The following is a 23,800-nucleotide window of genomic DNA, read 5'->3' on the forward strand; positions in this document are numbered from 1 at the left end:
GTACGACCATGACAACACACAATTCGAACGACACAGATGGACACTCGACGGTTCTATCACAAGTCGGGCTTCCGAACTCCGCAACACTCCCAGAAGGCTCGGTTGGGATTTTCACGTTCAGCCGGGAAGAACTCAATCTCCCCTCCAGCGATCGCCAGTACCAGCTCAAAGGTATCCTCACTACAGAAGGCTGGATACCGCCAGCCCCTCGCACAATCGCGCACCTACTCGGTCAGGCGGGAGACTCACCACAGGACATGGCCGCCTTAGGCGAATACACTGCTGGGAGGGGAAGCCGGCTCGTGATCGAACCGCAGAAGCTCGATGAACAACTATCTGAGCAAGGGTCCGTAACCATCGACGACAATGCGGGCTCTCTCTTCGGCTCACCATTTCAGGATACAGCCGAGTATTATCTCCCCGATGGACTCTCTCGGGAACAGACTGTCGTATATCTACAGAATGCCGTAACAGCCGTGCGTGAATACGCCAAATCGCAGATCACGGAAAACCCCACCAGCGACGAACTCGCAAAGCTCCTCGCAGAACAGTATGGAGTCGCCCACGAGGTCGCGCTCGAGGCGGTTGAACAGAACGACAACTCCGAAAGCTAGAACCGACACGACCTCATCCCACTCGCCCGAAGAGCCCGACCCAACGCCACCAACGTAATGGGCCGATTTGAGACAGTTTGTATAATTTAGAAGTGGAGTTCACAGTGGGACGGGGGTTTTTGTGCCACTCTGAGCACAGGACACGACTTTATATATCAGTACCATTAAGAACCATCTAGAACGGAAACAATGAACCACAAACGCGCCCCTCAGCCGGTGTACGCCCGCCTCGGTCCGTTGGCGGAGTCTGAGAAGCGTCACGCTCTGTGGGGGAGTCTCTGATGATTTACTACATTCTCGCGGGGCTGCTCTTCGCGTGGCTCTCCTGGCGGTGGCTACTCCAAGTTGATCCCGCTCACCAAGACTATGCTGACGCCCCGATGGGATTCACATTCCTCGGTCTCCCAGCACTCATCCTCCTTGTGATGGAGACCTCCACCGCCTTCATCCTCCTCTTGGGCCTGATCAGCCTCGGGCTCCATCTGAACTACAAGCACTGGCGTCCGTTCCACAGCGGGATCGTTGCCAGTCTTGCCACCGGAGTGATCCTCCTAACCGCAGGTGTGATAGCTGGTACGACGCCGCCTGAATGGGCCAGTAGTTCCGCAGATGCGGCCACGCTGTTCGTTTCGACGGCGCTCGCCGGCTGTGGGACGACCCGGATCACCACCTCGACAGGCTACCTGCCCCGGTATTTCGCGGTTCTGAGTGGCCTGTACCACGAGCGGTCGCAGTCTTCGGTCTCGAAGTTTGGCTACCGCCGAGACGACGACAGCCGCTTTGAGCGGTTCCTCCACTGGATGGGCTTCATGGACTACACGCTGACCCTGAACTCACCCTTTGACGAGAAGGCCAGTGAGCAGGAAAATGCGGGCAGCCACAGCTCGCCTACCAACACGGCGTCGGACGTGACGCCCGCCGATCTCCGAGCATCGGCAGACGACCACCCGTTTCGAGATACCCCGGACACCGACCAGCACGACGGGCCTCAGGAGGACACCACTCCTGAGTGGTCCGTAACGCCAGTCGACCATAGTGACGACGAGGAAGCGGACGAGGAGGCGGCCACGGACGAGGAACAGGACGACGAGAGCGATACGCCCGCCGAGGAAACGGATGATGAGGCCGTGACTCAGTACCAATTCCCGTGGGAGGAGCCGCCCGAGATGCGCTTCGAGGATATCGGTGGGTATCCCGAAGTCAAGGACGCACTCCGCGAACAGGTGGTCAGCCCGCTCCGGGGGAACAACCCCAGTTACGACCGCTTCGGGATCGAGCCCTCGCGCGGGCTCCTCTTCTACGGCCCGCCGGGGACGGGGAAGACGCTGTTTGCCCGTGCGCTAGCGAACGAACTCAACCGGCCGTTCGTCGAGCTGACCCAAGCGGACCTCACCCACGAGTTCATCAACAAGTCGCCGCAGATCATCCAGCGGCTCTTCGAGGAGGCCCAAGAACTCGGCGGCGTCGTGTTCATCGACGAGGCCGAGCAGCTTCTGGGGAGCCGTGACGACAGCCTCAATTCGCACGCAGAGGACAAGAAGATCACCAATATGTTCCTCTCGGCGCTCACGAAGGAGGACAAGGACTACATCATCCTCCTGACGACGAATCTCAAGGAGTCGATGGATGACGCGATCCTCCGTCCGGGGCGCATTGACGAGGACTTCGAGATCGGACTTCCTGAGTCCGACACCCGACTCGAGATCATCAAGATCAAGCTCGCGGAAGTGCCCCACGAGATCACCCAAGACCAAGCCCAGAGCGTCGCGTCGAAGACCGGCGGGTGGAGTGGGGCAGACCTGAACGCCCTCATCAACCAAGCCAAATTCAAGGCAGTTGACCGGAAGGCTCAGAAGCTCAAATTCGACGACATCAAGCGGGCTTACAGGGATATGAAGTCCGACAAAGAATAACCGGCTCAGCAATCTTCAGCCCTGTTTTGCGGGACGGATTTAAGTAACTCTCCTCCGACGTACTAGGTACTCAATCGCCCCATGACCGAGAGCCAGCGATCCGACGACAGCGAAATCTGGGAGGATATCTTCCCCTTCAAGCCATACCCGAATCAACGAGAAGGTATCAACCAAAGCATCGACACCGTTCGCGACGGGGGCGTGTTCCTTCTTGAGGGTCCGTGTGGGACCGGGAAGACCCTCATCGCGCTCACTGCGGGTATCAGCCTCGTCAAAGACCCAGAGACAAAATACGACCGCGTACTCGTCATCACATCGAAGAAGCAGCAACTGAGCGCCTTCGAATCAGACCTACGGACGATCAACAGGAAGACGGACAACAACATCCCCGGACTGACTCTCGTCGGTAAGGCCGACCTGTGCCCGTATGTCCAGGCTGGCGAGATCGAGAAGGAAGACATCTACCACCGATGTATCGAGTTGCGGGATAACACGCGGAGTTTGATGGCGAAAGCGGCGCGACAGAATAACAGTCGAGAAGCCAACGCCGCCTTTGGCCTATTCTCGTATGCTCAACGGGAGCCATCTGTCGAGGACACGCTCACGTTCGACGGAGCGAAAGCGGGCGTCCAACCGTCGATCCCGACTGTCGCCGGGAAGGAATACTGTCCATTCTACGCTAAACATATCACGAATTCAGTCAAAGACTCGTTCCCGCTCTCCATCTTCGATGTGACGACAGGCGAAGAGACACTCAAGACCGCGGCACGCGCGGGAACCTGCCCACACGTCGAAATGCGCCGACTCCACGACGAAGGCATGGCTCTATTCGGAAATTACCAGCACGCCTTCAACCCGAAGACGGTGGCTGGATTCACCGGAGGCATCATCGACGACACCACCCTGCTCATTTGCGACGAAGCTCACGAACTCGTCCACCAAGTACGAGACCAGCTGTCGTACAGCGTCAATTACTCCACGTTCTCCAAAGCCGCTGACGACATCACTCTCGTCCAACGCTGGATCACCGGGAAGGGCCACCCTCGGAAATGCCAGCTCGCAGATGCCGTCATCGGAAACACGGGTCTGACTGGCCCCGATCTGCTAACTGCATCCAAATTCGTTGAGCGAATCCAAGACGAATTCCACAAAAGCACGATACAGGGGCTTCGAGACGAACTCGGGACCAACTGGAAGGACAAGTGCCGGAGGAAGAACCGCGACGAACTCTCGATCGCGCTACAAAACCCACAGAACCCCGGCCCGGACAGCATCCGAAAATGGGTAGAAGACAACGACTACGAGGACATCTGGGAGAAAACCCTCCTCGCCGCCCGAGCAGTGAGCGTTGCCCGCGACGTCATCTCGCGCGAAGTTGACGAGAAGAGCCCAGACGGATCGTTTGCTATCAGCGACGTTTACGAACTCCTCAACCGATGGTGGACAGGTGGTGACTCCGAATACTTCCGCGAGATCAAGCTAATCCCACGGAAGGGGACCCGCTCGACTGCCGATTCTACCCGCCCGTGGCGAACTGGCTACTACGCGCAGGTCCAGATCAACAACGCGATCCCCCAAAACGAGATCGCCGCGACTCTCGATACCTTCGGTGGGGCAATCCTCATGTCGGCCACGCTCTCACCCCTCGACATCTACGAAGAAGTCACTGGAGTGAAGAAACTCAGAGAAGGGACCCAGCCCACCAGCAGTCTCGTCACCAAGGCGATCGCCAGCGCCAACATTCCAGAAGGAGACGAGGACACCGTCCATATCCCTGATATCGGTTCTGTCGGGGGCGGTGGAGGGAGTACACAATCGCCTTCCACAGACAGACAGCGAAACGTCGGCAAGGTCGCGTTCGATCTCGGCTTCCCACAGGAGAACAGAGCATCGTTCGCCGTCGACGCTCAGAAGTTCACCTACTCAAATCGGTGGCCACCCGACGAACACCCGGAACTGCGAACTACGTACGGGAAGACAATAACCTCGGTCGTGAACACCACGCCAGGGAACGTGATCGTGTTCATGCCGAGTTACCTCGAAGCCATGTGGGCAAGCAGGATGTTAGACGGCAACCCGAACGTCACCAAACCGGTTCTAACCGACACCAGCAGTTCCGACGCGGCGACTGAGGAGCTCAAGCAGGCCTTCTTCGATGGCGAGCCCAAAGTTCTCGCAACAAGCCTCCGTGGGACGCTCACAGAGGGTGTGGACTTCGACGGCGACAAGCTCAACGCGGCAGTTGTCTGTGGCGTTCCGATCACCAACACGTCAACGAACCTCTCTCAGGCCATCCAATCGGCGTACGATGAACGGTTCGATAACAACGGCTTCGATTTCGCCTTTACCGTTCCCGCTGTTCGGAAGACGAGACAGGCACTCGGCCGAGTCATCCGCGGCGTCGAGGACGTCGGCGTCCGTGTCCTCATCGACGAGCGGTACGCGAATAGCCGGACGTTCACCAGTGTTCGCGAGCACTTCCCAGAACACGCGACAGATGAATTCAGACCGATCTCCCCTCCAGAGCTCGGCCGGGAACTCCAGCACTTCTGGTCTCAACACTGACGGAGGAGCGATCACCTGCCCCAGAGAGAATCGCCTGTTAAGTGCCGAACTGGTTTGTTTTTTATCTCTCATCTTGTAGTGAGAGAGGTGTGGTAGCGGTGAGAGTGAAGACCCACATGGGGGTTAAGAATATGACCCGTGGGTGCGAGAGTAGATACACACGCCAACACGAAGCCAACAATGGACATTCAAGTAACTAATATCCCGAGTGAACTGAGGGACCGCAAGCAGTGGATCTGCTGGGACACTGGGATGCGAGACGGAAAAGAAACGAAACTCCCCAAGGACCCTAACGGAGGGTACGCACAGACTGACGACCCATCTACGTGGACCAGTTTCGGAAATGTGAGGGTGAAGAGGAAAAACCACGACGGCGTCGGATTTGTCTTTACCGAAGATGACGACCTAGTTGGGATCGACCTCGACAAGTGTCGCGATGCGGAAACCGGCGAGTGGGAAGACTGGGCACTCGAAGTCATGGACGAAATGGACGGGTTCATCGAGATCAGCCCGTCGGGCACAGGCGCTCACATCATCCTCGAAGGCGAGATCCCCGGCGATCGCCGCCGAAAGGGGAACATCGAAATCTACGAAGACGGTCGCTACTTCACCGTCACCGGCAACGTCGTCTCGTCGGATGGGCAGCCTCTCGATACGGATGAGGAGGCAACGCTCAACAGCAACCAGGAGGGCCTCACCAACGTCTACACCGAGTATCTCTTGGACGGAGAAGACGAGGATGACGAAGACGACGACAGCAGCGAGAACATACAGATCACTCCCCCAAGCGGAGAACGGCCCAACTTAGCGAATCTCGGGTACGACAGAGATGTCGACATCCCGTTTTCACTCGGTCCAACGACAGAGGACCTCACCGCGTACGAACAGGAACTGCTGACCGATGCGAAGAAGGCAGACAACGGCTACGGGTTCACGCTCCTCTGGCGTGGGCACTGGGAGGAGTTCTTCAGCTTCTCAGACGACCACAACAAGACGGGCTACAGCCAATCTGAAGCAGACATGGTGTTCTGTAACAAGCTCGCATTCTGGTGTAGTGGCGATCCTGTCCTCATCGATCGGATCTTCCGGGCATCCGGCCTCATGCGTGAAAAGTGGAACGAGGAGCACTACTCGGACGGGACCACCTACGGTGAGCGGACCATCGAGAAGGCGATCATCCGTGTGGACACCCACTACGACGACGATCGCCATGACGAAGTACAGACCCGATCCGATGACGACAGCGCAGACCAGGACAAGGACACCCAGAGCGACGCCCAACCGACTCCTCAAAAAAAGGCAACCGACGATGAAGCCGGATCTGATCCCGTAAGCACGACCGGCGGCGGACGTCGAAGTCGAAGTACCGGCCGAGGCGGGCCGGATGGGTTCAAATCCAACAGTCAGGCGAGCTCTGGTGAGGAATCCGATCAGGAGGTAACGGACCCAACCCCAGACGACACCCGTCGACGCAGGGGAAACACCCGGACTGAGAGAAACCGCCGGACTCGTGGCGAGCGGAATCCTTCAGTCTCGGACTTCTCCCCCAGCAAGACAGAACCGGATTCAGACCGTTTTACGGCTGATCCAACAGAAGAACCCGCCGAAATAGCGGATACGGACGACGAACCGACCGCCGACGAGGATCAAAATGACGACACCACCGACGATGATCCGTCGTCCAACACGGTGACCGTAGATGTCTCGTCCGATCTCGATGATGGATTCAACCGACCATCTGAGTCGGAAGGGAGCATGTTCTCGGATGGAGAGGACCCCTCCGATAGCGATAGCGATACCGAGACAGAAAGCGACGAAACTGCGGCAGAAGACGAACTCGATCCAGAAGAGGGCAGGGCCGCAGTTGAAGCATTAGAGGCAGACCACGTCGAACAGCAGAAGTCTGAAGAAGACAACGATGATTCAGACACCAACTCCGGAACCACCAGTTCCGAATCTGAAGGGGAGAGCAGCGATTCGGATGATGTGGGTGAAGAAGACTCGGAGACCGACGACAGCGAGGCAGAAGACGACGAAGATGAGAAAGAGGAGATCAAAGACGGGAGCGACTCTGTCAGCGGAAACGAGACGATCCCCTCCGAACTCGGACGGAGAGTTGAGGTCCTCGAGCAGGACTTCGGGAAGATGGAAGAGGAACTGAGCGAGTACCAGACCCAACTCGAAAACGAGATCCAGATGCAGGAGAACAAAGTCTCCCGCGTCTACCGTGAGCTGGAGCACTACGAACGCATCGTCGACAAACGCGAACACCAGCTGGAGACGCTTCAGCAGGTTCTCTTCGTGATGTGTAAAGCGAAGAATCACCCCGTATTCGACGAGATCGCGGAGGGGCTGAGTGACGATGAAATCCCCATGGAGGACATCCTTGATGAAGAGTTCGTCGAGCGACTCGAGGCGCAAGAACGTGTACGGTGGGAACGCCAGCCACCTCAGGACGTTCCAGCGCATGAAACAGAGACCAGCACCGACCTGGTCCCCGCGGAATCTCAAGCACCCGCCGAACCCAGTGACGATCCCAACGAAACTGGCCCGTCTCGATCGTTCTGGTCGGACCTTTTCTAGGCCGCTCTTTTTATACGATAGTCCATTTCGAGACGACAACCCCAGTTCAACAAATTGAACTAACAACTATCTTTGTTTTCGGATTTGAACTGACAGGGGATTATATTGTATATTTTGAAAGTTTCACGCCTATTTGACCGATAATTATATATCGGTACCATGGGGAGGTCATACTGTACGCATGAGCCAAAAAATTAAGCGTGCTGTACTGTCAATGCTCCTCGTCTCGTTCGTCGCAACGGGCATGGGGCTCGGTGTTGGATCGGCCGTCGCGGATACCACGACGAACTGTGAGGAAGTTAACGTCGACGACTACGACAATGTCGTTGAGAACTTCGACGACTGCGAATCGAACGAAATGAGCGGCTATACGTCGATGCTGGACAACCTCTTCGAGGTTGCTCACACGACGCTTCAGTACGCTGGATTCGTGACTGTCTTCGCGGGAGCCACTCTCTGGTTCACTGCTCGGCGTAGCAGTGACCGCGCCCAGACCGGTGTCTGGCTGCTCATCGGTGGTCTCGCCATGATCGTGTTCTACTTCGGCTTCACGGCGTTCGTGAGCCTCCTGAAGTGGGTCGCGGAAGGCGGTTCTGGTAGTTCCTAAACGGAACTTCCACCCAGTCGTATAGTCCATCACTTCATTTATTGAACGCTACTCGGCTAGCGACAGCTTCGCCATGAAACAGGGTAAGGGCGTTCCAATGTTCAAACTGGTGAACTGACAAGGAATAATGTTGTTAGAGTTGAAAACTTAGCAAAAACCACCGGCAGATTAATATTAGTACCTTGTTTTGTAGAATTCGACGCATGAGCCAAGCAATCTCACGAGCTGTACTATCGATGTTAGCTCTGTCGTTCGTTCTCACCGCGGGTGGGATCGGCGCGGCGAGCGTGGTCGCAAACGACTGTAGCCCCTCGGATCCCTCCGCCTGTGAAGCTGGGATGGACGGATACACCAACATGCTGGACAATCTCTTCGAGGTTGCCCACACAACGCTTCAATACGCCGGCTTCGTGACTGTCTTCGCGGGAGCCACCCTCTGGTTCACCGCCCGTCGTAGCAGTGAGCGCGCCCAGACCGGAGTCTGGCTGCTCGTCGGCGGTCTCGCCATGATCGTGTTCTACTTCGGCTTCACGGCGTTCGTGAGCCTCCTGAAGTGGGTCGCGGAAGGCGGTTCCGGCAGTTCGTAAAGTCCGGTACGAACAACGAATCCACCCCCTATATTTTAGACACCTGGCCGCATAGCGGGTAGCACGAACTAATGAGCCCCCGATTAGCAGAGTTTATCTTAGAGGATGGACCTACGTTCTCCTCTCTTGTGACAACCCAGCTCCGCCACATCATGTCGTCTTTGTCCAGTGTTCCAAGCGAGTACGCTTCGACATCAGCTTCCGGACCCCTGATGCAATTCGACTTCGATATGCTCTGGTCCGCGTTCGAGCACTTCGAAGGACTTGATCGCGTATTCTGGATCCTTGGATTGACTCTCATCCTCCTTGGGTTCATGGCGTGGCAGATGAACAAGAAACGGACCCAACGCCGATCGTGGGGATTCCGCTTATTCGGCATCGGTGTTCTGTTCTCAATTATCGGGGCCAACTACAGTGCCTTCTGGAACCTCCTGTACCATGTTCTTACCCAATAAACGAACCTCGGCTGTTATTGGACTAGCACTTCTCCTCGTGATCGGGAGCGGGGCCATCCTCATCAGTGACGGCCAAGAAAGCGACTACGGCGAGTATCCACCGATCGAAACTGCTACACAAAACCCACCGGTAGACGACGTGGGTACGTACCGCATCCTCGCTTCAAACGACATTGATGTGAACTCAACAGGGAACAACGATGATATCTTTTCAGTCACATCCCAATCTGTCGATCTAAGAACGTACAAAGTAGATCGGCCACTCCTCAGGCTCGATGAACGGACCTATACCGTCGACCAAACCACGGAGTTTGCCCAGCTCACAGATGGGTTCCGGGAAGCCCTCTACACAGAGTATCAAGTCACCACCGACGACACTTGGATATCGTATGACGAAGCGGAAGTCACTGATTTAGTCCACATCGGGCAGAGCCGCCCCGTCAACGAGTCGATCATGACGGGCGACGACAACCTCCTCTTTGCCGAAATCGAGGGACGGGGAGGGACCATTCCGGTCCGCAACGCCGAGTTCATCTACGAGAAAGAAGGCGGCACCTTCCAAGGAGTAACTGTCCTAAATCCCAGCAATGCGGAAGTTTATGAAGGCGAGTTCACGGACTATACTGAACTCAACCAAGATGTTGTAAGGAGTACGTTCATCAACACGAGCAACGACCTGAGCATCGTCCCAGCAGCAGGGTACGGGAACAATTCCGCCCGGTATGATGTCCAAGGTGCCACAGCAGAAGGGTACTGGCAAGATGAAGTCGAGGTCGTCCACGACCACTACGCCGACGTCGCTCGGATGGATGAAGGCGCGCTCTATGACGACTACTGGCTGGTGAATCCGGATCAAGTCAATATCACAACAGTGTTTGACTACCGAACCACCACCCCAGAAGATTACAGCAGTAGCGAACAATGTTCATACGTCAGTGGTGACGAAACTCTCACCGGAACGGACACTAAGTATGAGGAGTGGGAGATCATCGAGAGCAGTTCAGTGATGTCTCTTCAGAACGACAACGAATACTACGTTACTGAAAACGACCAGAACATCCTCACGATCGACAATCCTCAGAGCGGTCGCCTTGGACTCTACTCTGACGTTCTCATCGGTTTAGAACTCACCTACGGTGTCGACAGCACCTGCCCCGGTAACTCGTGGGAAAAAACAAAGAAGGTGTCCGCAGCAAGTGCCTTCCACGACCCGAGCTACTACACCATCGAGGCCGCAGACGCAACGGACCTCACGATTGATGCCTACCTCGTTGAGAATGCCTTCCGTGACGAGATTTACTTCGACATCATCGGCGACCAGCGACCAGAGAAAAACCCGCTTGGAAGCATCGAGCTGAAGGCCAACGAAGAGTGTATCGAGCGTGGCGCACTGTTCTGTAAGGAGCGCGCCCACCAAGACCAGTACAAGATCCACAGCCCGTGGATTTTCCTCTCTCAGTCACTCTACGATCGTGTCGAGCACCGACGAGACGGCTCGGCACAGTGGGTCCGAACGTCTGTCAAACATGACGAGACGCCGAATCTCCACCGTGACTACATGGACGCTGCGGGGTACAGAACATCGGCTTCCAACACCCTCGGAGTGAAACCCACCATGCAAGATCAAGCCCAGATCTACGAAGGGATCAACCTCGGTGAGAACGTCATCGACACAGGGGGCGATGTTCAACTCTACAGGACTGTCGGCTCACAGTTGTCACAGCCGGTCAGCGAGTTAGAGGACATCGAAATCACCGCCACCGACGTATTCGGAAATGACGTCCCCATCGGTGAGGTCCACCGAATCACCGTTGAACCGACGCGGATCGTTAGCGATCTCAACACAACCACGTACGAGGTCACTGGCACCCTCGAGCATTCAGAAACCGATGATCCCGTCCCCAACCGTGAGATCATCATCGACGGTGAATCTGTCCACAGGACCACCACAAACTCCGATGGGGAATTCACCCAGATGGTAAGTGAAAACGTCTCTACGGTCGACGTGCGCTTCGAGGGGGACCCTCTCCGAGAGGACTTCGACACCCACTATGGCGAGTCATCAACGAAGGTCTGGACAGGCAAGGTCGCCCTCAACATCGTGAGGATGCCGATCGGATACCTCCACGCGATGATCTCGAACCTCCTCGTCTTTATCAACTGGATCGCTCTTGGTTTGTTCCTCGTGTGGTGGATGAAGTACCGAGATTAGGGACGACAACCACTATGGGAACCGGATGGTGAAACCCACAGATTTCTAACAATCCTGCCTCTGTGAGCCCACATCGGGAGAGGAGAGAAAACGGGGGCACAAGACATAACTAATCTGGTTGTGACGTACAGTTCACGGTGAGCCAAGACGACAACCACCGGGAAGGCGATACTCCTTCGCCAGGAGAACCGCCCGGCCCAGACGAACCATCCGAGGAACAGCCGCCGACCCTCTTCGATGAGACTGCCGACGACACTACGGACAGTGCCTCGCCAGCACCAGCTGAAGAGACAAGCGAACCATCGGTCGAAGACGACGAGACGCCGACACCCGAGGTGGTTGACGGCGACTTCGATATCTTCGAGGCCGCGATAGATGGGGAGGTAGAGGATGAAGACGAAGAGCCGATCACCATCCCCGCGGACTACGAATCAGCATCTGATCCGTCTCTCAGTGGAACGCTCAGCGACGGTGAGGCTGAAAACTTCATTGAGGAAATCGAATCCGAACAGGAGTACATCCAAATCACACCAGTCCGTGAGGAAGTGAACTCAGAGACCGTCAAACGCGAACTGTACGGCCTCCACCGCTACGGGAACGGACGGAAGCTCCCGCTCGACATGGAGCTCCACATCGCTGGGATCGAGCCAGTATCGAACTTCGAGTTCATCATCTACAAGCCCGAGGACGAAGCGCAGTTCAAGTTCTTCATCGGGCCTGGTGAGCGTGGCGACGTTACATGTGACCGGCTTGAGAGCACGACGCGATCGCAGTATCCGGAAAACTTCGAGTTCGGGCGCAAACAATTCGACATCACAAACATCTTCGAGGACGTCCCCGAGATGGTCCGCTGGGAAGGTGTCGAAGAGAAGCGGCGCGATTGGATGACGACACTCTCGTCGTACGACAACGAAGCAATCGAACGCTCACCACTCTCAAACCTCCTCGAGACGATCATCCAATCGGATGGCGCGGTCGTCTTTCAGAGTGTCTTCGAGCCACGGGCAGACTGGTCTCCAAAGGCAGAACGGCAGAAAGGAAACCTCAAGCAGGGCGTCCATACAACCGGCGGACTCGTCCTCCGAACGCTCATAGATGGTGCCCTTGGCGTCTCCGACGAAGAGAAACAGGAGCGACACCGGAGCGATACGCCGCATGAAATCGGTGGTTCAATCCACGACTCACAGACCGGCGGCTACCGCTCAGGAACCAGTCGGATGGGACAGATCGACCTGAAGGACCCGTCGCACACATACAACGTCTCACTGCGAGCCGCAGCATCCGACGCGGAAACGGCGCGCAATCTCCAAGACGCGCTCAACCAAGTCAGCGGGAAGTTCTACTCCATCGAGGGGAACTACCTCGGGACAAACGATGCTGAGTACGAACGGATGCTCAACCACGGCATCACCTACCCGAACGGGCTGGAGTCATGGACGCGACGAAAACCGCTGCTCGTCTGTAACATCGACGAGCTCTCAAACTTCATCACGGTCCCGTCGATCGACTCGCTCCCGAAAGCAAGTCGCGGTGGGACCGGCGGGATGCCCACGGCACAGTCGCCGCTCACCTCGCCGAACGAGGAGGTGTTCAAGGAGTTCTCCAAGGGGATGACGATCGGTCACGCCGTCACCGCGCTGCGTGATCACCGCGACAAGCCCGACGATATCAGCACCATCGAGACGAAAAACGAGTGGTGGAACCACCTCTCGCAACGGGACGCACTGTCGTTGTCTGCGGACCATCTCACCCAGCACTACATCCGTGCTGCGACGACTGGCAGCGGGAAGACGGTCGCAACGATCAACGATATGCTGACCACACACAATGACCTCGAGGGGCCAACAATCCTCATCGACCCCAAGGACGGCGAGATGTGTGAGAACTACCTGCGGTGTCATCGCACGCTGTTCGGCAACGTCGACGACGTCGAATATATCCAGATCCCCGAGGCAGACGGCATGGTTCCGGGGATGCCGTTCTTCGATCTCCGGCCGCTCACAGAGGGTGCCGGGCGGACACGCGAGACGGCTAAACAGGATATCATCGACCACTACTTCCAGATATTGCGCTTCGTTCTGGGAAAGAAGACAGTCGAACAGGCGTTCGTCGCGAACGAGATCCTCACCAATCTCATCAAGGCGCTATTCGACAAAGACCACGGAAAGGACTACTTCTCTATCGGTGAGCTCATGCAGGCCGCACAGGAGTTCCAGAAGTACGGCAAGCAGGTCGAAGACCTCGACGAAGACTACGACAAAGTCCTCGAAGCAATCCCGCGAACGGCCGACACGCAGGTCACGTCCATCCTCGAATCGCACCTCGAGAAGGACGCACGGCAGTTCATGAACACGACGGACGCAGTCCTCAATCGGATCCGGAAGCTGAAGGAACGCGACTTCATCTGGGATATGCTGTCGTACACGATCGAGGATAAATACTGGAACGACGAGACAAACTGGTACAGCAAGGAGATACCGATGCTCGACATGAAGAGCATCCTCAACTCAAACAAAGTCGTTCTCATCGACACGGGAAGCCTTCGTGGAGCCAGCAGCGAAGTGTTCACTGTGTTGTTCCTCTCGCACCTGTGGACATCGGCGCAGTCCATCTGGACGCCGGACGACGACGAATACATCACGAACGTCATCATCGAGGAGTCCGCAAACATCGCTCGCAACGAGATTGTCTACCGAGAACTGCTCCCGAAAGGGCGGGAATTCAATCTCTCGCTGGGACTCATCATGCAGTATCCTGAGCAGGTACTCGGAGACAATCCAAACGACAATCGGCGGGCGTACAAGGAGATTCTCAACAACATCAACACGAAGATCATCGGCAACGTCGCGACCGACGACCTCCTCGCGGAGTCGCTGTTCCACGAGGACCTCGAAAATGATGAGATCAAAGACCGCATCTCCGGGCTTCGGCGTGGCGAGTGGATCGTCCAGCTGCCGTCGACGGGCTTCCACAAACAGAAGCCAGAGATACTCACGCTCCGGCCGCTTCCCATCCCGCCAGGACACAACGCGGGACCATTCAACGTCAACTCGCTCGCGGATTCTGTGCGTGAACGAAGTCGGTATCGCCACTGCGTCAACCGCGAACACGAGGCGATCGACATGGACAGCGGCGTGAAAGCACGCGCAGATGAAGACGATGACGGCGACGACGGCGATGATGACACCTCCCCAGCGGACACCGAGGAGTTCACGAACGAACACGAGATGTTCCTGCGGATGGTCTACGACGCGCTCACCGATGGGGTAAACGGCTACCACATCAAGGACTCGATGAAGGAACTTCCCTACAGCGAGACGGCAGCAGACCTCTGTGACTGGGGATACCTCGAGAAGTTCACGCTCGGAAACAGGCAGGCGTACTACTGGCCGACAGACGAAGCAAACGTCGTCGTGGATCGCAATCTCGCGCCACGAGACGGCGGTGAGTACGGCCGGGAGAGCCCGGAGCATCGTGTCGGCGTCAAGCTCATCCAGGCACACTACGACGCGCTCGGCTACGAGACGCACATGTACTACAGCCCGGACAACGAAGAGAAGAAGTACGACCTGTACGCCAAGCCGACCGACGACTCTCTGGACGATCGCATCAAAACCGTTGAGGTTGAAACATCTCCCAACAAGCGGCGACACGTTGAGGACGACTACATCAAGCTCGCAAACATGCCCGGTGACGGCATCTGGGTGGTCAAAGACATCGACGGGATGCGCCAGCTCCTGTCGTCTCTCGCTGACCAGATCGGATACGTAGAAGCAACCAGCACGACCAACTTCGAGAAGACTAGCGACAAGCTGGACGTGCCGGGGATGGAGAGAATCTTCGGCATCAACAAACTCAGGGAAGATCTAGGCGACGACTAGCGGCCATATCCTCCCCACTCATTTTCTTGTGCGGAATCAATCCATAACTCAGACATCCCTTCCGGACTCTCATTTGAACAGGCCTAGCAACAGTTCTTCAATCCTTCAGCGATCACTATAACACTAAACACTATCCCCACGAACACACCACGTTCTAAGCTAATGGGGCCGCCTAGAGCAAGACTGTGCTGAAAATAAGGGAGTGAACCGCTTTGGTATCGGTTAGAAAACCCAATAAAAACGATATGCGAACGGCAATCTAATCAGAATATCGCCGCACAGATGGCACAGCAAATCGGTATCAATCGAAAATCTCAGAGAAACCTAGCCAAAATATCTCCGTCATACAGGGCACAACAGGTGGATGTCTATCGCGTATCACAGAACAATCTAATTAAGAATCGATCTCCTCCCGACAGAAACCAAACCGCTTCATTGAACCCAACAACGACCATCTCATAATAGTTCAGACAATTACGACGAACCAGTACTAATAAATCACAAGACGGGAGAGCGATACAGCCAATCTCTTATCAAAATCATAATCGCACGAAGACAACTAGATTGGAGGGTTTCTTTATCAGCCACTCGGACCATCACGACATGATGGGTGAAGATCTCTCAAATTCTGTTATCGCAAGACGAGATGCGAATAGCGGGGAGTTGTGATAATTCTCATAATCGCAAGACGAGAAGCGATTTGACCGGTGTTGTTATCGTACTACAATTCCAGAACAATACACATTTGACACAACCGCGTCCAATCTCTAATCGCAGGACGGAACCCGATTCGTGGGGGTATGCTATCAGCGATGTAATCGCAACATGAGAGCGGTATAGCCTAACTCCATGATAGGTGGCAATAGTTGCCTCAAAACCGACCATAATCGCAAGACCCAACGCCTTTCTGGACCATACCTGATATGTTATATATTCCATCTGATGTAGTTGTTTATCGCTAGACGGCTGTCGATTCTGGGGGGATTATTATCAACGCACCCTCCCCCATAATCCCGCTGCGTGGGTTCTAACAGGCTGAGGGAGCTTTAGAGCTTCTCTAATATACCTCTCGATCAGTCTGCGTGGGTTCCGCGAATTCACAGTGTTAGGGGCCTAGAGGGCAATACGACCGGAAGGTCGACCGCGTAGCGATAGATCAGGACGGGGCCGAGGGGGAGAGAGGAGAAGTGAGCGATCGGTGAGAGAGACAGGAGAACTATATCAGAAATCAGATACTGGATTCTGGGCGCAGAGGAAACAGCCTGGGAGGGGGCGCGTAGGAGTGCGAGACAGGGGGGTGGCCCACTCGGACAGAACAACACCGGACAGCGAGCGAAGACGACCCCCGGCTGGCACAACCAGACAGGGACAGCGATCGACGTCGACCAGAAGCAACAGACCATCCATCAACTCTCGGTGTGGGGACCTGCATCGACGACCAGCCACGCGGTGGGACAGACCGATGCGGCGATCGACAGCACCAGATGGGAAGCTACAGCAAAGGGGCTTTCCGGCGCGTGGGGGCAAGCGGGGGTAACCACTGGGAGTGGTGTAGAGGGTGAGGGTGGAGAGGCGATGATCATCCCCCCGGTTGCCGCGGGCAGGAGGCAACAGGACGGAGCCGGGTGGTGGCACGTCGGCGGGGAGTAGCCGAGGCCGGCAGAACGGAGGTGGGGATTCGTCTGAGGGGACGACTTAAGAGGGCACCCGATGAACGGAGAGTTACGATGGCAACTAACGTCACCTGCCATGTGTCTGATGAACTAGCGGAGCTCATCGATGACATCGCAGACCACCACGAGATATCCCGAAGCCTGACTCTGAAGCTACTTCTTCGCGAAGGGGTGAACAACCGCCACCAGCGGATCAAGATGGAACAGCTCAACATCAAGATGGAACGGATGCTGATGGAATTAGCCATCGACGCAGATGGTGAGTTTGGTGAAATGCTCGAAGAGCGCAGCGAGGAGATCGGGAACATGCCGCTGCCCGAGGGAACAACCGGCGTCGACCTCGTCACACCACACCCCTACTTCGGCGACGACGGCTGGTACCACGACGACAACGAAGCCGACGACAACTGAACGCCCGGCGACGTCGAGCAGACAGCGACAGGCAACACCAGGGCGAGACGAACAGCTGGGGGACCACCTCCGACCGATGCGAGTAGCACCGGACGGGGACACACCACCCTCCACCTTTGTGAGCATCAGCAGGAAGCCATCCAGCACTGCGTGGACCACTCCCGACGACGTTTCTTCAGACCACCCGCGATGGGAGCCAGCCTCGCGAACACCGAGGACCGACACAGCGACACCAGCCCGGACAGGGGGAGTCCGATCAGCAGACGGCGATCAACCACGACGGAGACGCCCACGGAGAACGGGCTACTGGACAGTTGGAACAGACGGCCCCTTACTCGAGACAGCGGTGGTACTGCCACGGCCCCCATAGGGGAACGTCTCAGCGAGGGGGTGTGCTATCAGTCACTCACCCGTGGGGGAGCCGTCAGCGCAGGCTGGGTGTGGGTACCTGTATGGAGTATCGGTAGCGGGGTGGTGGAGGAGCCGTAGAAAGCCCTCGGTCCCCTCCTGCCCGCTGAGCAACATATCCCGGTCAAACCGCGACCGGGATAGAGGTCGACTCAGCGAACAGGAGTGACCCTCGCCCTTTCATCCACCAGGCCGCAGACTGTTTGTCCGATCCCGACGTGGAGGTCACGAGTAGGGCGCGGGGGTTTGTAGCTCCCGACGGGGGTAGAGGAGAACTGAATGAGTACACCGCAAGAAGACACCGTCGACGTTCGGACAGCCACCGACTACGGAACGCACAGCCTCAACTCCGAGAACGTGGTCGCCATCTACATCGAGTGCGTTGACATCCGGACGGCAACCACCCTCGCCGAGCAACTCTCGCGAACGCTTGAGACCAACGACGCTGATCCGTTCCTCCAGGTCCTCGGGATCTTCACCGACGTCACCGAAAGCCCGGTGGAGAAGACGGTGGGCATCCAGCCGATGGACGAGACGCCCCCCGACTGTCGGTGGCCCGTCGAAGTCGAGATCGAAGGCGTCGACTCCGAGTTGGCCCACCGGATGGTCACCGCCGGCCGGAAGATGGGCAGCTCGCTCATGGGCATCGCCGAGTTCCGTTCCGTCCTCGAGAAGGCAACCGCTGACCAGCCCCGGTCGATCGTCCGCGTGGCCGAAACCGCCGACGACCTCGGCAGCACGATGGAGTGGCACGCCGACACCGACGCAGACTGGAACGCCGTCGAAGTGTAGCGCCCGCCGGGTCACCCCCCAGTCGCGCCGAGGGGGGTCCGGTTACACATCGAACACGGGGGGTCGCTACCGAACACATCGATAGAGGGGTCCGGTTACAAGTCGATAACGGGGGGTCAGATTTCATTTCGATAGAGGGGTGTGCCCCCACGACGACACTCGATCACTGGATGCGTTACAGCGGCAGTCCGGGGTGGGGTCAGATGATCCCTGTGGTTTTTATCCCGCGACTGAGGTGTACCGATATGGTTGATGTCTTCACGTACAATTTCGGCTTCGATGGATCGCTCGATGAACGCGCAGACGAAGTGAAGTCTGCCATCAAGGACTACTTCGACGGCCATGAGGACGCCACACTGGTCGAGTTCCTCGGCGACGTCAACTCAGTGCCGGCAGAGGTGATGCAGGTCCGCGTCCGGATTGCGGATGGATACGACGGCTACCAGATCCTCGATGACATCAAGGAGTCTCCCGACGCTCTCGAGGGCGACGTCCACATCATCCAGGGCGGCCCCGAGTAGCGCACCCGCGTACCACCCGAAGAGTTTCTACCCTCCGAGTGAACTGTGAGTAGTAGCATGTCCGACCGGACGGCGTCATCAGCACAGGCCTACCCCGCAGTGATCGTTGCCGGCTCCCGCGACCTCTCCGAGCAGCTGTCGCTGACCGAGACCGAACAGCGGGCCGTCGTCGCCCGTGCGTTCTACGCCGCCGGCATCGACCGCCGCGCGATCGACGAACTGGTCAGCGGCGGCAACGACTCCTCGCCCGACCAGTGGGGCGAGACGTGGGCCAGCTACCGTTCGGATGTCGACGTCGTCCAGTTCACCCCCGACTGGAACGACATCGACCACCCGGACGCCGTCGTCCGCGAAGGCCAGTACGGCAAGTACGACGCTCGGGCCGGCCCCCGCCGCAACGGCGAGATGGCCGACCACGCCGACGCGCTCGTCGCGTTCTGGGACGGCGACTCCAACGGGACCGCGGACATGATCGACCAAGCTCGCGAAGCCGGTCTCCATGTCCAGGTGTTCCGCCTCGACAACGCGACCACCCGCAAAGCGATCCTTCAGGAGTTCGACGCCTAACAGCGTCCGTCCTCTGTGGGTTCCGCAGGAGCCACCCAACCACCGAGCGCCCCGCGAGGAGTTTCTACCTCTCGATGGCGAGTGAGAGAGATCATGAGTAGTCAGTTATCCCCCACCGACACTCCGTTCGTCGAGACGCCGACTGTGTACGACGCCGACCTCGATGAGCACAACGCGATCACCATCTGGTTCGACGGCATCGACGAGCGAACATCGACGTTCTTCTGTCAGGCGCTCTCGCTGTTCATCGAAGAGCACTCCCCGGCGGCCCTGACGCGGATGGCCTCGGTGTTCAACGAATTCGACGCGACCGTCCTTCGCAGTCGCAACCACCAGCCCGGCCACGGCTCGGCGTGGCCTGTCGAGCTCGCCGTCGACGATCTCTCCGCGGACACCGCCCGACACCTCATGGGCCACCTCCGTTCACTCGCTTCGTCCCCGACCGATGAAGCCATGATCCGCTGGGCCGGCGCACAGCTCGCGTCGGCGACGAGCGACCAGTCCCGGTCGGTTGTCCGGATGCACAAACACGACGGCTCCCGGCGGCCGTCGATCGAGTGGCACACCGACGTCGACGCCGAGTTCGAATCGCTGGCAGACCTGTAGCCGGTCTTGTCAACTTGTTCGCCCGGACGTTGTAACGATTGACAAGACGCGAGGCCGGGAGGAGAGCGACGCCCCCGGCGAGAGTTTCTGTCCCCCGATTTGGGTAGAGGCCGAAGATGAACGAACACACCCACTCCGACGACGACAGCATCGAGGACCTGAAGCGCCGCGCGGCCAACATGGGCGCACCCATCGGAACGGCGACCCCACTCCGGACTCGATAAGATGGACCCCGCCTCTTTCGATACCGCCGGTCGCGACTGGGAGCTCCGCAAGCGGGGCATCCCGGCCAGCGCGATAGCGCACGTCCCGAACGCGGCGACCGTCTGGGCGTGTCTCGAGCACGCCGTCGACGAGCCGACGACGCTCACCATCTACACCCCCGGTGACGGCGACGTCCACGTCACCGTCCACCAGAACGACTTCCTCGTCCGTGTCGCCTGCGACACGTTCGAGACGACCGGGGCTGCCGCCGAGTACGTTCGGCGGCTGATGGACCACTACGGGCCGCGGGTCGACGCCCCGGCGTGACCGTCACGGCCACGGTCGCCCTTGCGGCCGACCGACGACCATCCGCGCGTTGCTCGCGCGCCGGGTCGCGCCAGACGAGCTGGCGCTGAGCGCCTTCGGCGAGACTCAGCATCACTCCATCTCCGCGACCGGACCGTCCTCCCACCGAGGCCGGAGACACTCGCTCTCCACCAGTCGCTCGTGCCTCCCCCTCCCTGCGGTGCGGTCGCTCCTCGGGCTGCGCCTTGACCGCGACCGGCTTCAGCGATCGTCCGATTCCGGCGCGTCGTCGTCGTGTGGGATCCACCACACAGCAAACCGATCCTGGAAGGTCTTCGATTCGATCCGCCCCTCATCATGGAGGTCCTTCAGTCGGTTCAGCGTCCCTCGACGCTTCAGTGACAACTCATCGGCGACTTCGGACGTCGACAACACGGCGTCTTCGTGCTCTCGGATGGCATCAACGATGTCGTCATCGGAGACGGTCGGTGGGCGTGGCATACTCAGAGATAGTGCCTACGTCGGCAAGAACATGTCGGTTACAGCGACAGCGGAGTCGGTGAAGAAGACCGCGAAAGCCCTCGGCAGGCTCGACCGACCGTTCCGGGACCCGCACTGCGCTCCTCGCTCTCCACACAGCTCGCTGCGGTGCTTATGGGGTCCGGGACGGTTCGAGCCTACCTCGCCCTTTCATCCACCAGGACCACAGACCACCTCCGCGTCGACCGCGACGACGATCGCGCACGTTTCTCGTACGCGGCTCAGCACCTCCCGCTCCGTCACCGCCTCGCCGGACTTCCGTCGGTCCGGGCTGCCGGGCCTGCGGCGCTTCGCGCCGTTCCGGGCTGCCGGGCGTCCTCGCTCGCCGTAGCCTCGCTGCGGGTGCGTCCGGCTTCCTCGACCGACCGCAGTTCTCGTCCCCGCCCCCACCGGACTCCCAAGACCGAAATCCGGGTTTCAACCCCCTCATACCCGCCTAACGAAGGGTTTAAGGTTACTGCCCATGTAGGCAGTAATAGAGGGAGATAACTCATGTCCAACCGAACCCCTGACATCGCGGAGACCGGAGCCTACGGAATCGCCGACAACGATGTGAACGTCCGCGGCGTGTGGTCGAACGAGGAGACCGGTCGCCAGTCCTTCGGTGGGTCGGGCGGGATCACGGTCGGCGCGGACGTGATGACGGTCGCGCTCGGCAACCCCCACGACGCCGCGGGCGGCCTCAAGTCGACGGACATGGGAACGGAAGGCCAGATCAGTCGTCGCGAGTCCCGGCGTGCGCCGCGGGGCTTCGACGACCCCGAGATGCGCCGTGAGTCGTACACGCTCGCGGTCGAGGAACGGATCGAGGGCGAGGCCGAGGCCGACCGGAAGTCCACCGAACTCGCCGAGCGATTCCACTCCGTGCGCGAGAAGGCCGCCGATGCGGGCGAGGAGATCAAGTCGCGTGCCGAGCGATGCCGTGAGGAAGTCACGAGCGACACCCACTACGCCCGGACGACGAGCGACGAGACCCCCGAGACCCCGAGCGAACCCGAGACCAACCCCTTCGAGGAACTCACCCCCGAGCAGGTCGGCGACGTGAACACGCAGGCGGCGCGACTCGCCGACCGGTTCCACGGCGAATGTGCGCTCTCGCGTGCGTCCCTCAGCCAGCTCCTCGCTCGCAAGGTCGCCGACGGGCGCTCCGTGTTTCAGGCGATGATGTCCGTCAAGGACTCCGTCGAGCGATTCCCCGAGGTCCGCCAGCCCATCAAGGAGATCGACCCCTTCCAGCAGTACCAGACGACGATCGAGGCCAACGTCGACGTGCTGTGGTCGCCTCGCGGCAAGGGTCAGCGACAGGTCGGTCTCCTCTCCGATGGGAACGGCGCGACCGTGAAGGTCGTCGTCTGGCAGAAGTCGGGCCGCAAGCCGACGCTCAAGGAGGGCGACCGTGTCCGGATCACTCGCGGCAAGGTCAACGCCTACAAGCGCAACGGCGAATACCAGACCAGCATCGCCGTCGACGCCGACGCCGAGATTCACCACCTCTCGCACGGCGACGGTCCCGGAACCCGCCGGAAGCTCGGCGGCGACAAGCCCTCCCGGTCGGCGTGGGATGTGGACTCCCGAACGCACCAGTGGATCGGCGACATGAACGGCGAGCCGGCCAACACGGGCGATGCGACGCTCACGACCGAGCAGATGGAGGCCGTCAACGACTGGGCGATGGGCCGGATCACCGAGGACGAACTCGACGCGGCCATGGCCTGAACCGCTCGCCGCGACCGGTCGCGCCGCGGCGGCCGCCTCGACCGGAGGCGGCCGGTTCCGCACAGCTGCCCTCCCCCGACGCCCGGAGGGTCGGACCGCAACGCTCCACCACCCTCCCCTCCTCCCCTCCTCGACGCTCTCTCAACACCGCCCGAGCGTCTCGGCTGCGCCGGAGGGCATCGGTCCTGTCCCGATCAGCCACCGCGACCGCGGTCGGACACGACCACGCGCGTCGGAGTCGCGCGCAACGACTGGACCGTCTTCCACTCCGAGACCGCGACTGGGACATGACTGGGGCGGCGCACGCGCGTCGGGGTCACGCGCGCACTGGGACCGCTACCGCTCCGCCTCCCCAGACCAGAGCATGTCGGAGGGGGCTCCCACCGGGGCAGTCAAGAACGTTTGCCCGGCGCAAACCGCGCGCCGGTTTCCCGCTCTTACTGCCCCAGCCCCCTCCTCGTAGTCCGGCTGCGCTCGCGACTACCCCGCCCAAGCGGGAGGGGCCACCGCCAGGGCAGTCAAGAACGTTTGCCCGGCGCAAACCGCGCGCCGGTTTCCCGCTCTTACTGCCCCAGCCCCTCCCGCGTCATCCCGCCACCGCGCGTGGGCTACTCCCCTGTAGCTCCGATACCCACTCAC

At 58.9% G+C, this 23,800-nt stretch carries 18 protein-coding genes; 17 read left to right on the plus strand and 1 reads right to left on the minus strand.

Going from position 1 to position 23,800, the window contains the following annotated elements:
- Positions 1 to 8 precede the first annotated feature (8 nt).
- The 16 genes from NO877_RS15430 to NO877_RS15505 all read left to right on the plus strand — a co-directional run bounded on the left by NO877_RS15430 (position 9) and on the right by NO877_RS15505 (position 20,926).
- Complete coding sequence (locus NO877_RS15430; RefSeq protein WP_256397242.1) at positions 9 to 614, plus strand: hypothetical protein; 606 nt, start codon at positions 9 to 11, stop codon at positions 612 to 614.
- Positions 615 to 895: 281 nt separating this feature from the next.
- A complete protein-coding gene (locus tag NO877_RS15435; protein WP_256397243.1) occupies positions 896 to 2,527 on the plus strand; it encodes an ATP-binding protein in 1,632 nt (543 codons plus the stop codon).
- Between the two features lie 81 nt (positions 2,528 to 2,608).
- Positions 2,609 to 5,092: an ATP-dependent DNA helicase gene (locus tag NO877_RS15440; RefSeq protein ID WP_256397244.1), complete on the plus strand. Its 2,484-nt coding sequence runs from the start codon at positions 2,609 to 2,611 to the stop codon at positions 5,090 to 5,092.
- 351 nt (positions 5,093 to 5,443) lie between these two features.
- Positions 5,444 to 7,675, plus strand: a complete 2,232-nt coding sequence (locus NO877_RS15445; protein ID WP_256397245.1) for a phage NrS-1 polymerase family protein — start codon at positions 5,444 to 5,446, stop codon at positions 7,673 to 7,675.
- A gap of 181 nt (positions 7,676 to 7,856) precedes the next feature.
- The gene (locus tag NO877_RS15450) at positions 7,857 to 8,282 is read left to right on the plus strand and encodes a hypothetical protein (protein WP_256397246.1); all 426 of its coding nucleotides are present in this window, start codon (positions 7,857 to 7,859) and stop codon (positions 8,280 to 8,282) included.
- A 236-nt stretch (positions 8,283 to 8,518) separates the two neighbouring features.
- On the plus strand, positions 8,519 to 8,869 hold the full coding sequence (locus NO877_RS15455) for a hypothetical protein (RefSeq protein WP_256397247.1): 351 nt from the start codon (positions 8,519 to 8,521) through the stop codon (positions 8,867 to 8,869).
- A 212-nt stretch (positions 8,870 to 9,081) separates the two neighbouring features.
- On the plus strand, positions 9,082 to 9,324 hold the full coding sequence (locus NO877_RS15460) for a hypothetical protein (RefSeq protein WP_195155678.1): 243 nt from the start codon (positions 9,082 to 9,084) through the stop codon (positions 9,322 to 9,324).
- On the plus strand, positions 9,308 to 11,536 hold the full coding sequence (locus tag NO877_RS15465) for a hypothetical protein (protein WP_256397248.1): 2,229 nt from the start codon (positions 9,308 to 9,310) through the stop codon (positions 11,534 to 11,536). Before NO877_RS15460 ends, NO877_RS15465 begins: the two co-directional genes overlap by 17 nt.
- 137 nt (positions 11,537 to 11,673) lie before the next feature.
- Complete coding sequence (locus tag NO877_RS15470) at positions 11,674 to 15,417, plus strand: type IV secretory system conjugative DNA transfer family protein (protein ID WP_256397249.1); 3,744 nt, start codon at positions 11,674 to 11,676, stop codon at positions 15,415 to 15,417.
- Between the two features lie 1,416 nt (positions 15,418 to 16,833).
- On the plus strand, positions 16,834 to 17,067 hold the full coding sequence (locus NO877_RS15475) for a hypothetical protein (protein ID WP_256397250.1): 234 nt from the start codon (positions 16,834 to 16,836) through the stop codon (positions 17,065 to 17,067).
- A 101-nt stretch (positions 17,068 to 17,168) separates the two neighbouring features.
- Positions 17,169 to 17,501 (plus strand): hypothetical protein, encoded by a 333-nt coding sequence (locus NO877_RS15480; protein WP_256397251.1) that lies wholly within the window; start codon positions 17,169 to 17,171, stop codon positions 17,499 to 17,501.
- A gap of 687 nt (positions 17,502 to 18,188) precedes the next feature.
- The gene (locus tag NO877_RS15485; RefSeq protein WP_256397252.1) at positions 18,189 to 18,701 is read left to right on the plus strand and encodes a hypothetical protein; all 513 of its coding nucleotides are present in this window, start codon (positions 18,189 to 18,191) and stop codon (positions 18,699 to 18,701) included.
- A 245-nt stretch (positions 18,702 to 18,946) separates the two neighbouring features.
- A complete protein-coding gene (locus tag NO877_RS15490) occupies positions 18,947 to 19,222 on the plus strand; it encodes a hypothetical protein (RefSeq protein ID WP_256397253.1) in 276 nt (91 codons plus the stop codon).
- A 57-nt stretch (positions 19,223 to 19,279) separates the two neighbouring features.
- Positions 19,280 to 19,789, plus strand: coding sequence for a hypothetical protein (locus NO877_RS15495; protein ID WP_256397254.1), 510 nt, complete (start codon positions 19,280 to 19,282; stop codon positions 19,787 to 19,789).
- 93 nt (positions 19,790 to 19,882) lie between these two features.
- Positions 19,883 to 20,395 (plus strand): hypothetical protein, encoded by a 513-nt coding sequence (locus tag NO877_RS15500; RefSeq protein WP_256397255.1) that lies wholly within the window; start codon positions 19,883 to 19,885, stop codon positions 20,393 to 20,395.
- A gap of 225 nt (positions 20,396 to 20,620) precedes the next feature.
- Entirely contained in the window at positions 20,621 to 20,926 is a 306-nt protein-coding gene (locus NO877_RS15505; RefSeq protein WP_256397256.1) for a hypothetical protein, read from the plus strand.
- 240 nt (positions 20,927 to 21,166) lie between these two features.
- Here the strand turns inward: NO877_RS15505 and NO877_RS15510 are convergent, their stop codons facing one another.
- Positions 21,167 to 21,406, minus strand: coding sequence for a hypothetical protein (locus tag NO877_RS15510; RefSeq protein WP_256397257.1), 240 nt, complete (start codon positions 21,404 to 21,406; stop codon positions 21,167 to 21,169).
- A 531-nt stretch (positions 21,407 to 21,937) separates the two neighbouring features.
- Between NO877_RS15510 and NO877_RS15515 the strand changes: the two genes are divergently transcribed.
- Positions 21,938 to 23,161 carry a single stranded DNA-binding domain-containing protein gene (locus NO877_RS15515; protein WP_256397258.1) on the plus strand — a complete coding sequence of 408 codons (1,224 nt, stop codon included), beginning with the start codon at positions 21,938 to 21,940 and terminating at the stop codon, positions 23,159 to 23,161.
- Positions 23,162 to 23,800 lie beyond the last annotated feature (639 nt).

Source organism: Halohasta litorea (assembly GCF_024494645.1).
GTDB lineage: Archaea > Halobacteriota > Halobacteria > Halobacteriales > Haloferacaceae > Halohasta > Halohasta litorea.

Bases quoted from the DNA above. Each gene is read 5' to 3' on its own strand.
- NO877_RS15455 (WP_256397247.1), top strand. From the start codon at position 8,519: ATGTTAGCTCTGTCGTTCGTTCTCACCGCGGGTGGGATCGGCGCGGCG.
- NO877_RS15515 (WP_256397258.1), top strand. From the start codon at position 21,938: ATGTCCAACCGAACCCCTGACATCGCGGAGACCGGAGCCTACGGAATC.
- NO877_RS15460 (WP_195155678.1), top strand. From the start codon at position 9,082: ATGCAATTCGACTTCGATATGCTCTGGTCCGCGTTCGAGCACTTCGAA.
- NO877_RS15465 (WP_256397248.1), top strand. From the start codon at position 9,308: ATGTTCTTACCCAATAAACGAACCTCGGCTGTTATTGGACTAGCACTT.
- NO877_RS15510 (WP_256397257.1), bottom strand. From the start codon at position 21,406: ATGCCACGCCCACCGACCGTCTCCGATGACGACATCGTTGATGCCATC.
- NO877_RS15485 (WP_256397252.1), top strand. From the start codon at position 18,189: ATGAGTACACCGCAAGAAGACACCGTCGACGTTCGGACAGCCACCGAC.
- NO877_RS15500 (WP_256397255.1), top strand. From the start codon at position 19,883: ATGAGTAGTCAGTTATCCCCCACCGACACTCCGTTCGTCGAGACGCCG.
- NO877_RS15450 (WP_256397246.1), top strand. From the start codon at position 7,857: ATGAGCCAAAAAATTAAGCGTGCTGTACTGTCAATGCTCCTCGTCTCG.
- NO877_RS15440 (WP_256397244.1), top strand. From the start codon at position 2,609: ATGACCGAGAGCCAGCGATCCGACGACAGCGAAATCTGGGAGGATATC.
- NO877_RS15430 (WP_256397242.1), top strand. From the start codon at position 9: ATGACAACACACAATTCGAACGACACAGATGGACACTCGACGGTTCTA.
- NO877_RS15505 (WP_256397256.1), top strand. From the start codon at position 20,621: ATGGACCCCGCCTCTTTCGATACCGCCGGTCGCGACTGGGAGCTCCGC.
- NO877_RS15435 (WP_256397243.1), top strand. From the start codon at position 896: ATGATTTACTACATTCTCGCGGGGCTGCTCTTCGCGTGGCTCTCCTGG.
- NO877_RS15495 (WP_256397254.1), top strand. From the start codon at position 19,280: ATGTCCGACCGGACGGCGTCATCAGCACAGGCCTACCCCGCAGTGATC.
- NO877_RS15490 (WP_256397253.1), top strand. From the start codon at position 18,947: ATGGTTGATGTCTTCACGTACAATTTCGGCTTCGATGGATCGCTCGAT.